We start from the raw sequence: 12,997 nt of genomic DNA, 5'->3' as shown, positions 1-12,997 counted from the left end.
AGTGATCGCAGCAGGAGTATAACTATGAGCTTTCGTATTGCATTGAGTGGACTGAACGCAGCGTCATCGCACCTGGACGTCACCGCTCACAACATTGCCAACGTTAACACCACTGGCTTTAAAAGTTCCCGCACATCCTTTGCCGATGTGTATGCAACATCCAATAACGATGTAACCAAAACCACGCCCGGCGCAGGTGTTCGTTTGAATACCATTGTTCAGCAGTTTTCGCAGGGCAACATCGACTTCACCGACAACAACCTGGACCTGGCCATTAGTGGCGAAGGCTTCTTCACCATGAAGGGCTCAAGTGGCGTTACCTATACGCGCGCTGGCGCCTTCAGTGTCGACCGGGAAGGCTTTGTGGTGAACAACAATAACGACCGTTTGCAGGTGTATCCGGCAACCACCAATGGCGACTTTGCCACCGGTTCGCTGTCTGACTTGCAACTGCAGGTCACCGAGAACGCGCCGCGAGCATCGACACGCGCTGATATCGGCGTGAACCTGCCCGGCGATGCGCCAGTGCCGACCTCGACGCCTTTCGATCCAACGGTAGCGTCGAGCTATAACCACGCCACGTCGATGACCGTCTACGACTCGCTGGGCACTCTGCACACGGCAACGCTGTACTTTGTGAAAGACCCCGCGGCAAACACCTGGCAGCAAAATGTCTATATCGACGACAACCCGGTGAGCCTGGGCAATACGCTGTCATTTGATAATACCGGTACCTTGCAAAGCCCCGCTTCGGGCATTGTGACTGTGCCTTCCTACGACCCCAACAACGGCGCGGCAGCGATCGACCTCTCGCTGGATTTCACTTCATCAACGCAGTACGGCAATGAGTTTGGTGTGAACAGCTTGCAGCAGGACGGCTTCACCACAGGGCGATTGACCGGTATTGAAGTGGCGAGCAACGGCGTCGTGTCGGCGCGCTTTACCAACGGTCAGTCATCCCAGTTGGGTAAGGTCGCCCTGGCGGGCTTCTCTAATCCCAATGGTTTGCAACAACAGGGCGACACGGCCTGGGCGGAAACCTTCTCTTCCGGTAGTCCGCGTGTGGGTGAGCCGGGTAGCTCTAACTTTGGTCTGCTGCAGGCGGGTGCATTGGAGAGCTCCAATGTCGATCTTACTGAGCAATTGGTGGAAATGATCACCGCGCAGCGTAACTTCCAGGCGAACACCCAGATGATCCAGACATCTGACGCCGTTACTCAGGCGATTATTAATATCCGCTAAGGCGGGTATTCATCGCTTTAGGAGGCAGGTATGGACCGGCTACTTTATCTCGGCATGACCGCGGCCAAACACACGGAAATGGCGCAGGCCAGCAATGCCAATAATCTGGCAAATGCCAGCACTGCGGGCTTTCGCGCGGACTTCCATGCGCTGATGTCAAAGCCGGTAGAGGGAGCGGGCCATCAAACACGCGTCAACTCGGTGGTGGAGTCACGCCTGAGCGACTTCAGTGAAGGCACCCTGATGACCACCGGTCGCGATCTGGATGTCGCGATTCGAGGACAGGGCTGGTTTGTCGTGCAGGACGCCCAGGGTGAGGAGGCACTGAGCCGCCGTGGCGATCTTCACCTGACGGCCGATGGCATGCTGATCAATGGCGCCGGACAGCCCGTCATGGGCGATGGCGGACCGCTGGCGGTGCCTGAACACGACAGTTTGACGATTGGCAGCGACGGCACGGTGTCGATAGTGCCACTGGGTCTTGGGCCGGAGTCATTAGTAACCGTCGATCGCATTCGTTTGGTCAGCGCCGAACCTGAGCAGTTGCGCAAGGGCGAGGACGGTTTGATTCGAACGCTCGATGGCACCACGCCAGCCGCCGATGCCAGTGTTCGCGTTTCGCCGGGCACCTTGGAAGGTTCGAACGTGAATACCGTTGAGGCAATGGTCAATATGATCGAACTGGCCCGGCGTTTTGAAATGCAGGTGAAGGTGATGAATACCGCAAATACGGTATCCGAAGCCGGTGCGCGCCTGATGAGAATGGAATAAGAGGATAGGTATATGAATTCATCATTGTGGGTAGCCAAAACCGGTCTCGATGCGCAGAACACGCGCATGCAGGTGGTCAGTAACAACCTGGCGAACGCCAATACCACTGGGTTCAAGCGCGACCGCGCGTCTTTTGAAGATCTGCTCTATCAAAACTACCGTCAGGTGGGCGGGCAATCTTCCCAGCAAACTCGTCTGCCCAGCGGTATGCAGGTAGGTACCGGGGTTCGAGTGGTGTCGACTGAGAAAATCTTTAACCAAGGCACCATGACGCAAACCAATAACAACCTGGATTTAGCGGTCAATGGCAACGGCTTTTTCCAGGTGCGGATGCCAGACGGCAGCCTGTCTTACACCCGTGACGGTTCATTCCAATTGGACGACCAGGGGCAGATCGTTACCAACAGCGGCTACATCGTCGAGCCGGGTATTACGGTGCCTGCCAATACTCGCAGCATTACCGTCGGCACCGATGGGGTTGTCAGCGCGATGATCGCCGGTGACTCCGCGCCGGTGCAATTGGGCAGCATACAGTTGGCAGACTTTATCAATCCGGCTGGCTTAGAAGCGCGCGGTGAAAACCTGTATCTGGAGTCGGCCTCCAGCGGCGCGCCGCAAACTGGCACGCCCGGCCTGAGCGGTTTGGGCACGCTGGCGCAAGGGGCACTGGAAGGCTCCAATGTGAACGTGGTGGAAGAGCTGGTGAATATGATCGAGACCCAGCGCGCTTACGAGATGAACTCCAAAGCGATTTCCACCAGCGACCAAATGATGCAGTACGTGAATAACAACCTGTAAGTGGGTAATGCCATGAAGATATCACGCTACTTCCGCCTTTTTCTGCTCGCTACTGTGGCTTTACTCACGGCCTGCGCCCAAGCACCAGAGCGCGACGAACAGGTGTGGGAGTCACAGTTGCCGGAGCAGCAATACAGCAATAGCGAAAATCCCGGTTCGATCTACCAGGCGGGCTATGGCATGAGCCTGTTTTTGGATCGCCGCGCCCGGCAGGTAGGCGATGTCATCACCGTTATTTTGTCCGAGAAGACAGACGCCAGTAAGCAGTCCAACACGGCGACGGCTAAAGAGAGCAATATCTCGGTACCTACTGTGACGCTACTCGGCAGAGGCGTGACTCATAACGGCACGCCAGTGCTGTCGACGGGTGTCTCCAGTGACCAGGATTTTGCCGGGCAGGGCAGCAGCAGCCAGAGCAACAGTCTGACCGGTAGCATCACCGTTACCGTGTCACAGGTGTTGCGCAATGGCACTCTGCGAGTGCGCGGTGAGAAGTGGGTAACCATAAACCAGGGCGACGAGTTTATCCGCATTCAGGGCATTATTCGCCCGGAAGACATCGCCGCCGACAATTCGGTGCCCTCGTTCAAAGTTGCCGACGCACGTATTACCTACAGCGGCAAAGGGGCGCTGGCCGATGCCAATTCCATGGGCTGGCTGGGGCGTCTGTTCCAGTCAGTGCTGTCACCATTTTGAGGGTGAGAACGATGAACAACCACCGCCCATCTCTATTTCCACGCCTGCTGGCAGTGGTACTTTTTATGCTGGCCATACCCGCCTCAGCCGACCGTGTGAAAGACCTGGTCAATGTGGCCGGTGTGCGTGAAAACCAACTCGTCGGCTACGGCTTGGTGGTGGGATTAAGCGGCACCGGAGACCAGACCAGTCAGGCGCCGTTTACCATACAAAGCATTCGCAATATGTTGACCGGCTTTGGCGTTCGCGTTCCCGACAATGTGAACCCGCAGCTGAAAAATGTCGCGGCGGTAACCATTCACGCTAATCTTCCTGCCTTTGCCAAGCCGGGGCAGACCATCGATGTGACGGTGTCATCGATCGGCAACGCCGCCAGCCTGCGCGGGGGCAGTTTGCTGATGGCGCCGATGATGGGCGCCGACGGCCAGGTGTATGCCGTCGCCCAGGGCAGCTTATTGGTAAGTGGGCTAGGGGTTGAAGGTAATGATGGCTCCCGCGTGACAGTGAATATCCCCAGCGCTGGCCGCATCCCTAACGGCGCGATTGTCGAGCGACCTGCGCCCAGCCAAATGGCCAGCAATGGTGAGGTCATGCTGAATTTAAAAACGCCGGACTTCACCACTGCGCGTCGCCTGTCGGAAAAAATTAATGAGTTTTTTGGCGCTGGCACGGCCAGTGCAATGGACTCGGCGACGGTCAAAGTACTCGGCCCCTCCAGTGCTGATCGCCGCGTGACATTTATCTCCATGCTTGAAGAGCTTGAGGTCGATCCCGCCGAAGCCCGTGCCCGCGTGGTGGTTAATTCCCGCACCGGTACCATCGTGATTGGTGGCAATGTACGGGTGATGCCGACGGCGGTGACGCATGGCTCACTCACCGTGTCGGTGACTGAGCGGGTTGATATCAGTCAACCCAATGCCTTTGCCGATGGCCAAACCGTTGCGGCCGGGCGCTCCAGTATTGATGTTGCAGAAAGCGGCTCGCGAATGTTTTTACTCGATGCCGGCGTCACTCTGGAAGAAATTGTTAAGGCGATCAATCAGGTCGGCGCGGCTCCCGGCGACTTGGTGGCGATTCTCGAAGCACTGAATCAGGCTGGCGCGCTGCGCGCCGAGTTGCTGGTGATTTAAATGGATATTTCAAAGGCGGGTAATTACCACGACTTCTCAGGCCTGGCCGCACTGCGCAGTGAGGCGCAAGCCGACAGTGAACAGGCAATTGCGCCGGTGGCTCGCCAGTTTGAAGCGCTGTTTTTGCAAATGATGCTAAAAAGCATGCGCGACGCCGTGCCCGAGGGTGGGCTCTTCGACAGTAATGGCGGTGAGCTCTACCAGGAAATGCACGACAAACAGCTTTCCGTCACGCTCTCAGAGCAGGGCGGCATTGGTTTAGCCGACGCCATTGCACAGCAGCTCAGTGGCCATGGTGTCGCCCCTGGCGCGGCGTTAACGGAGCAGGGCGCGCAACTTCGTCAGCAGCTGTTAACAAAAGCCGCTCAAGTGTCGCCGCTAACGGCCGATAACTTGGCAGTGAAACGAGGAATTTAACATGGCAGATATGTTGGGTAATGCGCTATCTGCTCTGGTGTCATATCAGCGGGCGCTGGCGACCACTAGCCACAATATCGCCAACGCCGACACAGAGGGCTATAGCCGCCAGCGGGTCGACTTTGCGACACGAATCCCCCAGCAAATGGGCGACCTGTCCATTGGCTCTGGGGTGAAGTTGAGCGATGTGCGCCGCGTGTACGATGAGTTCGCCAACTTGCAAATGCGCAATGCCAGCGGTTCATTTAGCCAGCTCGATAACTTCTACCAATTGGCAACGCAGCTGGACAACAGTCTGTCCGACCCGGAGCTGGGGATCAGCGCCGCGCTATCGCGCTTTTATGACAGCGTGCAGAATCTCGCTGACGACCCTGCCTCAATTCCCTCGCGGCAATTATTGTTGTCTGAAGCTGAGAGCCTCGGTGGTCGATTCGCTGAATTCTCGGCGCAACTGGAGGGGTTGAGCAAGGAGGTAAACGCGCGCATTCAGAGCGATGTGAACGATATTAATGACCTCGCTCAGGAGTTGGCCGATATCAACGGTTTGGTTGTCGAAGCGCAAGGAAAGTTTGGCGCTGCGCCCAATGACCTGCTCGACCAGCGCGATTTGGCCTTGCAGCGCCTGAATGATCTCGTTTCCATCAAGACAGTGGAGCAGGATGACGGCGCCACCAATGTGTTTATTGGCAACGGCCAATCGTTGGTGCTCGGCGAAGAGTCCCGGTCAATGACCACCACTCGCAGCCCTTTTGGTTCAGATCGGCTGGAGCTGGCGATGGCGTCGAGCCCACAGTCGCCGATCAGTGAGGTGCTTTCAGGCGGCAGTCTCGGCGCGTCGCTGAGCTTTCGGGACGGCCTACTCGATACCACAAAAAATGAACTTGGGCGCATTGCAACGGCGCTAACAACCTCACTCAATCAGCAAAATGGTCAGGGGCTGGATCTTGATGACAACCTGGGCGCGGATATCTTTAATACGTTGAGTCCGTCGGCAATCGCGGCCACCGGTAATGCGAGTAGCGCCCAGCTCTCGGCAACGATTGAAGACATTTCGGCCTTAGACGGCCGAAATCTGCTGGTGCAATTTGACGGGGCTGCCTGGTCGTTTCGCAATGCGGCCAATGGCCAACAAATTTCAGCCTGGAGTGGCAGCGGCACGGCGGCCGATCCCTTTCTGATTGATGGCGTGTCGCTGACCTTGGACGCCCCAGCGGCGGCGGGGGATCGCTTTTTGGTGACGCCGACCGCCGATGCCGCCGCGCAGGTATCGGTGATAATGAGTAACCCGGCGCAGCTGGCGGCTGCGGCGCCAACGCGCAGCGGCGCTGACGGCGCCAATACCGGCGCAGCGCAAATTACCGAAACGCGTATTGTCGATGCCAGCGATCCAAACTTGTCGGCCAGCGTTGCCATTGAGTTTTTGGATGCGAATACCTATCAAATTAATGGCAGCGGCAGTTTTAGTTACAGCCCCGGCGCAGAGATTGTCGTCAACGGCAATGCCGTGGCGATTACCGGTAGCCCCATTGCCGGTGATCGTTTTTACATTGAGGCCAACAGCGGGGCGAGCGGCGATAACCGAAATATGCTCGCCATGGCCGCCGTGGAAGACAGCAAACTGTTAGATGGCGGCGCAAGCAGTGTACAAAACGCGGTGAGCGGCTTGGTTGGCGATATTGCGGTGGCCACGCGCAGCGCGGAGCTGAACCGAGACTCACAGGAAAACCTGCTTCGTCAGACCCGAGAAAATGTCGAAGCCATCTCCGGCGTCAATCTCGATGAGGAGGCGGCCAATTTGTTGAAATATCAGCAGGCTTATCAGGCGGCTGCTCAGGCGACGAGTATCGCCAATCAATTATTCCAGAGCTTGATTAGCTCGTTTCGCTAGTGGGGGAGTAGGGTGAGAATTTCCACAGCGCAAATTTATGCCGGCGGCTTGAGTGCGATGCTCGAACAGCAGAGCAAGCTGCTTGATACCCAAACCCAGCTCGCGACCGGGGAAAAACGCCTGTCGCCCGCCGACGACCCAGTGGGCGCCGTACGGAGCCTGGAGCTCAGTCGCTCGCTGGACCGCAGCGAGCAGTTTCAGCGCAATGCAGTGATCCTGGACAACCGGCTGCGCATGGAAGAGTCCACCCTGGCGGAGAGCGTTGAAATTATGCAGCGGGTGCGCACCCTGGCCCTGCAGGCGAATAATGCCAGCCAGGACAATGAATCGCGTCAGGCGATCGCGCGGGAACTGGAACAACAAGTCGACAGTCTGTTGGCGCTGGCCAACACCCGCGACAGTGACGGCCGCTATATCTTCTCCGGCTATCAGCAGGACACCCAGGCGTTTAGCCGAGATGTAAACGGCTTTCGTTACAATGGCGATGACGGCCAGCGTTTACTCCAGGTTGGGGCGAACCGCCAGTTGGCAGATACCAGCCCGGGCTCGGAGCTATTCACCGGTATTGCCAATGGCAATGGCCGTTTTCAGGCTATTGCCGGGGCTTCGAATACCGGCCAAGCGGTGATCGATGCGGGCGCTGTCAGCGATCAGCAGCTGTATAACGGCGATGCCATCGATATTGTTTTTATCGCGCCAGATCAATATGAGTTACGTGACAGCTCTGCTGCGGTTATTGCAACGGCCAGCTATCGCAGTGGTGATAGTATCGATGTTGCGGGTATGACGGTGAGTATTCAGGGTGAGCCAGCAGCGGGAGACAGCTTCTCATTGCGTGCCAGTGAGGCCGAAGATGTGTTCTCAATGGTTGCCGATTTAGCGCAAACGCTTGCCGAGCCGCGCAGCGGCAGCGCCAGTCGCGCACTGCAAACCTCGTCGATAAACGGCGCCCTGGCGAACATTGACCAAGCCCTCGACCACCTTATCGCCAAGCAGGCGGACAGCGGTGCCAGAATGCAGGCGCTGGACCGGCAGCGCGAGGTGAATGAAAGCGTGAACCTGCAGGTTCAGCAAAACCTGAGTGTAATTAATGACCTGGACTACGCCGAGGCGGTATCGCGGTTTGAGCAACAGCGCCTCGGTTTGCAGGCGGCTCAGCAAGCCTTTGCGAAAGTTCAGGGATTGTCATTGTTTAACTACCTTTAAGGCCTAGCGCCCCCCAGAATTTTGGAAAATGCCAATGGCGGAAAAGCCCCGCCGTTGGCTGACTACGTAGCCCTACCTAGCTTCTCCTTCCTTTACTACGTAATTACCCGTAGAGAGCAAAAAAAACCATAAAGTTCGCCACGCCAGCGCCGTTATATAGGCTGAAAGCAACGCGCAGTCATTGCGGCTGGGCAAGATTAAAGACTAGCGTCTTTACCGAAATAAAGTGGAAGGAGAGTCATCATGGCCCTTAGCATCAATACAAATGTTGCCTCGTTGAACGCCCAGAGAAACCTGTCGCGCTCACAGGAATCACTCAGCACCTCATTGCAGCGCCTCTCGACTGGCCTGCGTATCAACAGCGCAAAAGATGATGCAGCCGGCCTGGCGATCAGCACGCGCTTCACTACACAGATCAACGGCCTGAACCAGGCAGTGCGTAACGCTAACGACGGTATCTCACTCGCGCAAACCGGTGAGGCCGCATTGGACGAGATCACCAACAACTTGCAGCGAATTCGTGAGCTGGCCGTTCAGGCTGCCAACTCAACTTACTCGTCTTCAGACCGCGCGGCACTGGACGCAGAAGTACAGCAGCGCTTGGCTGAGATCGACCGCATCGGTGGTCAAACCAGCTTTAACGGTCAGAAAATTCTCGACGGTAGCTTCGGCAACGCCAGCTTCCAAGTGGGTGCCAACGTCGGCGAAACCATTTCGGTGAGCCTCAACACTGGCGTACGCTCTAACCAGATCGGCCAAATCGCAACCAACACCAGCAATGCGCAAACACTGTTGGTAGATACTTCTGCGGCCTTGACCGAGGGTGGAACCAGCATTTCGATTGGCGGTGGTACGGCCATCTCCGTCGGCGCTAGCGAAGACCTTTCCTCAACCGGCGCAGGTCGTGAAGCCAACAGTGCTTACTCTAAAGTACAGGCGATCAACTCTGCTGGTATCACTGGCCTGACCGCGACAGCGTCTACATCGGTGGATTTGGACTTCACTACCATCACTGCTGCCGGTTCTGACTCGGGTTACGAGTTGAACATCAATGGCGTTAACATCTACGACGGTAGTGTGCCCACTGGCAACATCACCGGTACTAATGTTGCCGATGCCATCAACCTCCAGGCAGATGACACGGGCGTGCGCGCTAGCTTCACTGGCGGTGTGTTAACCCTGAGCGCTGACGATGGCCGCAATATCACCATCAATCAGAACACCACCGGCAACACCACTCAGCAGGGTATTACTGATGCGACAGTGGTTGCCAACGACGGTGTGAACGACACCTACGCCGCAGTGGGTGATCTGACCAGCGTTATCAGCGGCAACGTCACTTTGTCTGCCTCTGAAGCGATTCAGGTAACGGGCGAAACTGAGCGCTTGGGCTTGAACGCGGCGGATGCCACTTTCGACATCGCGGTGGACTCAACAACCCTGAGCTCAGTGAGCGTGACCTCAGTCTCCAACTCTGAAGACACCATCCAGCGTGTGGATGCGGCACTGACCTCGGTAAGTGACCTGCGCAGCACCTTCGGTGCGGTACAGAACCGCTTTGAATCCACCATTACCAACCTGCAGACGATCTCTGAGAACCTGTCAGCGTCACGCGGCCGGATTCTGGATGCAGACTTCGCTGCTGAAACGGCTAACTTGACCAAGGCGCAGATCCTCCAGCAGGCCGGCACTGCGATCCTTGCTCAGGCAAACTCACTGCCCCAGGCAGCCCTGAGTCTGCTCCAGTAAGTCGCAAACCGCCCGCTCGAATGAGCGGGTAATTTGGCCCCGCACCGGGTGATGTATTTCGAATAAGGGCCGCAAGGCCCTTTACGTGCTTCGCAAAATCGGTGACGGGCTGAAAAGGTGAATGCATATGGATACCAGTCTGAATCTAGCAAGTGTTCGCAGTGTGGTTAGCCCCCTCGCTGAAGGGGTGGCAAAGCGCCCAGACAGCGGCAGAGGCTTACCTGCTAACGGACAAAGTTTGCCGCCTTCGGCGGTGCCGCGCGCGGTGACTTCGGCAAATCCGGATAGTAAAGAAGGCGAAGAGCTGAGCAGAATAGCGAAGGCACTCGTTGCAGAGTTTGACCCAGCAGAGCGTATCGAGCGCACCGAACAGGCCCTGGATAAGCTCAATGAGATCATGCGTGATCGCGAGCGAGACCTTGAGTTCTCTATCGATGAAGTAACCGGTAGAACCATTTTAAAGGTCATTCATGCAGAATCGGGTGAGGTGATTCGGCAGATTCCGCCGGAAGAGCTGTTAAATATCACGCGTACGTTTATTGAAGGTACTGGCAGTTTAATTAACGACGAGGCCTAGAACCTGGCTTATGGCGCGAAGCTTGCTTTGCTTCAGTAACGCGTCTCGGTGGTGTGGGGTATTGGCGCCGCCAAGGGCATAACAAACAGCGCAGCGTCGGTGCAAACCACCGGGGCCGCAAGGCAGGAGGTGACATGGCGTCGCTCACCGTATCCGGGGCAGGCTCCGGTTTAGATATCAACAGCATTGTCTCGCAATTGGTAGAGGCAGAGCGCGCGCCGCAAGCGAATCGCCTGGCGTCAAAGGAAGCGCGTATTCAGGCGCAACTGTCCGCCTTTGGCACACTGAAATCCTCCCTGGAAGCATTTCAAAGCAGCCTGACTAAGCTGCAGAATGTCGACACCTATAATCAGCGTTCCTCCTCACTCCCCTCGGATAGCCCCTTTAGCGTTTCCGTGGACGATACCGCTGCGGCCGGCAGCTATGAGGTAAGTGTCGAGCAACTTGCCAGCAGAAATAAGATTGCCTCCGCCGCTTATGCCGACGCCCAGACCAGTGTCGGTACTGGCACGCTCAGCATCACCGTTAACGGCGAAAGCTTCAGTGTCGATGTTGAAAGCGGCAGTGACTCGCTAGAAGCCATTCGCGCGGCGATTAATGATGCCGAGGACAATGTTGGCGTATCGGCAAGTATTGTAAATGATGAAAATGGCGCACAGTTGGTGCTAACCAGTGACAACAGTGGCGTGGAAAATGCCATTGCGGTAAGCGTGACCACCGATCTTGCTGATACCGGTGACCTCAGCCAGTTGAGCTACGACCCCAATGCCGGTAGCAACCCAATGATTGAAAAGGTTGCCGCACTGGACTCAATCATCGAGGTCGACGGGTTTACGCAAACCAGTTCAGACCTCACCGTTGCGGGCATGATTGAAGGGGTCACTTTCAACCTCAGCGAAGCGCGCCCCGGCGAAAAAATGACTGTAGACGTCAGCCTCGACACCAACGCGGTCAAACGTGCGGTAGAGGGCTTCGTTCAAGCATATAACAATTTAAACACCACACTGAATGACCTTACCGCCTACGACCCAGAGGCGAATACCGCCGGTCTTTTGCAAGGTGATTCGACCACGCGGGAGATCGCCACGCGGCTGCGCAGTGAAATCGGCTTAAACGTTGGCAGTATCAGCGGCGATATCAACTCTCTGGCGCAAATTGGCATTACCACGGGTGATAACTCGCTGTTGGAGATTGACAGTGATGAGCTCGGCGACGTCATCAGTAGCAATTTTTCGGCTATTCAAAATCTTTTTGCCAACGACGACGGTTATGCAAATCGCTTAGATGACACTCTCGAGCGTTACACCCAGGGCGGCGGTATCTTGGATGTTCGCACTGAGGGCCTGAGTGGCCAAATTGAACGAATTAACGATCAGCGAGAAGCGCTTGATCGCCGCATTGCCTCGGTGGAGGAGCGCTACTTCAAACAGTTTACGGCGCTGGATAGCCTGCTGGGGCAATTGACCAGCACCGGAGACTTTTTAAACCAGCAGTTAGCGAGCTTGCCGGGCAGCGTGAGAAAGGAAAGCTAGCATAGGTAGATTCCGAGGGCGGCTTTTAGCAAAACACCCTAAAGCGCCGTCCTGATATGCCGATAACTTGGATAGATCATCGGCAAGCAAGGCAAGAGGATAAAAAATGAGCTATTCAGCAGGTCGGGTTAGTCAAGCTTATGCCAGTGTTGGCACACACAGCCAGGTTGAGGCGGCCAGCCCTCATCGGCTTATTCAGTTATTGATGGACGGCGCGTTAGACAGACTTGCGCTGGCACGGGGGCAAATACAGCGGGGAGAAATTTCGCTTAAGGCAAACAGCATTAGCCGAACCATGTCGATTATTGACGGCTTGCGTTTAAGTCTTGACCACAGCGTAGACAGTTCATTGAGCGAAAACCTCGAGGGACTTTACGACTACATGAATCGTCGCCTGCTGTTAGCCAACGTTAAAAATGATACAGAGGCTTTAGATGAAGTCTCCGGTTTGCTCCGCGAGTTAAAAGAGGCCTGGGATGCGATTCCTGATCCTAGCCGCGAAAGCACAGCGTACTCAGCGGGCGAGGCGGTCGTATAGATGGCTGTGCCGGCAGACATTGGCGCCCTCCGCGCTGCGGAGCTGTTAAGCCCCCGTCAACAGCAGCTTCGCGAGCTACTGCTTATGACCGAAGAGATTGGTTCTCTGGCGGAGCAGGGAGAGTGGAACGAGGCCCTGTCTCGCCAGCGCGACCGGCGGCTGGCGATGGAGGCTTTTTTTGCGCAGGCCTGCAGCGCTGAGGAGTCCGAGCTGGTTGCGCAGGTGATACAGCATATTTTGACGATTGATGACCGCGTTTCCACCGCGCTTGCCAATAAACGCAATACGCTGAGCCATAAACAGCTCGAGCACCGACGGAAGGCCCAGAATGTGGGGCGCTACCTGTCCAATTGTTAGTGCCCTCTCACAACGCGTCTCTCGGCGGCCGTTAGCGGCCAGTGCCGAGAGCGCTCCTCTGGCCACTTTCACAAGTGGCACGCTCAGCGACTCCGT

Annotated in this window: 13 protein-coding genes; all 13 read left to right on the top strand. The window is 56.5% G+C overall.

Annotated elements, in window-relative coordinates:
* Positions 1-24 precede the first annotated feature (24 nt).
* The 13 genes from flgE (at position 25) to fliT (ending at position 12,901) form a co-directional block, all read left to right on the top strand.
* Entirely contained in the window at positions 25-1,242 is a 1,218-nt protein-coding gene (gene flgE / locus AC2Q8J_RS05175; RefSeq protein WP_286694806.1) for a flagellar hook protein FlgE, read from the top strand.
* A gap of 30 nt (positions 1,243-1,272) precedes the next feature.
* Positions 1,273-2,013: a flagellar basal body rod protein FlgF gene (locus AC2Q8J_RS05170; RefSeq protein ID WP_027872890.1), complete on the top strand. Its 741-nt coding sequence runs from the start codon at positions 1,273-1,275 to the stop codon at positions 2,011-2,013.
* Between the two features lie 12 nt (positions 2,014-2,025).
* The gene (gene flgG, locus AC2Q8J_RS05165) at positions 2,026-2,811 is read left to right on the top strand and encodes a flagellar basal-body rod protein FlgG (protein ID WP_027872889.1); all 786 of its coding nucleotides are present in this window, start codon (positions 2,026-2,028) and stop codon (positions 2,809-2,811) included.
* Positions 2,812-2,823: 12 nt separating this feature from the next.
* Positions 2,824-3,507, top strand: coding sequence for a flagellar basal body L-ring protein FlgH (flgH, locus tag AC2Q8J_RS05160; protein WP_486452297.1), 684 nt, complete (start codon positions 2,824-2,826; stop codon positions 3,505-3,507).
* 65 nt (positions 3,508-3,572) lie between these two features.
* Positions 3,573-4,637, top strand: a complete 1,065-nt coding sequence (locus AC2Q8J_RS05155; RefSeq protein ID WP_307681701.1) for a flagellar basal body P-ring protein FlgI — start codon at positions 3,573-3,575, stop codon at positions 4,635-4,637.
* Positions 4,638-5,054, top strand: coding sequence for a rod-binding protein (locus AC2Q8J_RS05150; protein ID WP_286694809.1), 417 nt, complete (start codon positions 4,638-4,640; stop codon positions 5,052-5,054).
* A 1-nt stretch (position 5,055) separates the two neighbouring features.
* On the top strand, positions 5,056-6,942 hold the full coding sequence (gene flgK, locus AC2Q8J_RS05145; RefSeq protein WP_486452296.1) for a flagellar hook-associated protein FlgK: 1,887 nt from the start codon (positions 5,056-5,058) through the stop codon (positions 6,940-6,942).
* A gap of 12 nt (positions 6,943-6,954) precedes the next feature.
* The gene (gene flgL, locus AC2Q8J_RS05140; RefSeq protein ID WP_286694811.1) at positions 6,955-8,148 is read left to right on the top strand and encodes a flagellar hook-associated protein FlgL; all 1,194 of its coding nucleotides are present in this window, start codon (positions 6,955-6,957) and stop codon (positions 8,146-8,148) included.
* Positions 8,149-8,391: 243 nt separating this feature from the next.
* Positions 8,392-9,897 carry a flagellin N-terminal helical domain-containing protein gene (locus AC2Q8J_RS05135; protein ID WP_286694812.1) on the top strand — a complete coding sequence of 502 codons (1,506 nt, stop codon included), beginning with the start codon at positions 8,392-8,394 and terminating at the stop codon, positions 9,895-9,897.
* A gap of 127 nt (positions 9,898-10,024) precedes the next feature.
* Entirely contained in the window at positions 10,025-10,474 is a 450-nt protein-coding gene (locus tag AC2Q8J_RS05130; protein ID WP_486452295.1) for a flagellar protein FlaG, read from the top strand.
* A gap of 134 nt (positions 10,475-10,608) precedes the next feature.
* The gene (fliD, locus tag AC2Q8J_RS05125) at positions 10,609-12,006 is read left to right on the top strand and encodes a flagellar filament capping protein FliD (RefSeq protein WP_486452294.1); all 1,398 of its coding nucleotides are present in this window, start codon (positions 10,609-10,611) and stop codon (positions 12,004-12,006) included.
* Between the two features lie 106 nt (positions 12,007-12,112).
* Positions 12,113-12,544: a flagellar export chaperone FliS gene (fliS, locus tag AC2Q8J_RS05120; RefSeq protein WP_286694815.1), complete on the top strand. Its 432-nt coding sequence runs from the start codon at positions 12,113-12,115 to the stop codon at positions 12,542-12,544.
* Entirely contained in the window at positions 12,545-12,901 is a 357-nt protein-coding gene (gene fliT / locus AC2Q8J_RS05115) for a flagellar protein FliT (RefSeq protein WP_286837689.1), read from the top strand.
* Positions 12,902-12,997 lie beyond the last annotated feature (96 nt).

It is taken from the genome of Spongiibacter sp. C9W (assembly GCF_057370015.1).
Note: the sequence above shows the minus strand (reverse complement) of the source record. Positions and strands in the feature narration are given on the sequence as shown.

Bases quoted from the DNA above. Each gene is read 5' to 3' on its own strand.
- flgG (WP_027872889.1), top strand. From the start codon at position 2,026: ATGAATTCATCATTGTGGGTAGCCAAAACCGGTCTCGATGCGCAGAAC.
- AC2Q8J_RS05155 (WP_307681701.1), top strand. From the start codon at position 3,573: ATGCTGGCCATACCCGCCTCAGCCGACCGTGTGAAAGACCTGGTCAAT.
- AC2Q8J_RS05150 (WP_286694809.1), top strand. From the start codon at position 4,638: ATGGATATTTCAAAGGCGGGTAATTACCACGACTTCTCAGGCCTGGCC.
- fliD (WP_486452294.1), top strand. From the start codon at position 10,609: ATGGCGTCGCTCACCGTATCCGGGGCAGGCTCCGGTTTAGATATCAAC.
- flgH (WP_486452297.1), top strand. From the start codon at position 2,824: ATGAAGATATCACGCTACTTCCGCCTTTTTCTGCTCGCTACTGTGGCT.
- AC2Q8J_RS05170 (WP_027872890.1), top strand. From the start codon at position 1,273: ATGGACCGGCTACTTTATCTCGGCATGACCGCGGCCAAACACACGGAA.
- AC2Q8J_RS05135 (WP_286694812.1), top strand. From the start codon at position 8,392: ATGGCCCTTAGCATCAATACAAATGTTGCCTCGTTGAACGCCCAGAGA.
- flgK (WP_486452296.1), top strand. From the start codon at position 5,056: ATGGCAGATATGTTGGGTAATGCGCTATCTGCTCTGGTGTCATATCAG.
- AC2Q8J_RS05130 (WP_486452295.1), top strand. From the start codon at position 10,025: ATGGATACCAGTCTGAATCTAGCAAGTGTTCGCAGTGTGGTTAGCCCC.
- fliT (WP_286837689.1), top strand. From the start codon at position 12,545: ATGGCTGTGCCGGCAGACATTGGCGCCCTCCGCGCTGCGGAGCTGTTA.
- fliS (WP_286694815.1), top strand. From the start codon at position 12,113: ATGAGCTATTCAGCAGGTCGGGTTAGTCAAGCTTATGCCAGTGTTGGC.
- flgE (WP_286694806.1), top strand. From the start codon at position 25: ATGAGCTTTCGTATTGCATTGAGTGGACTGAACGCAGCGTCATCGCAC.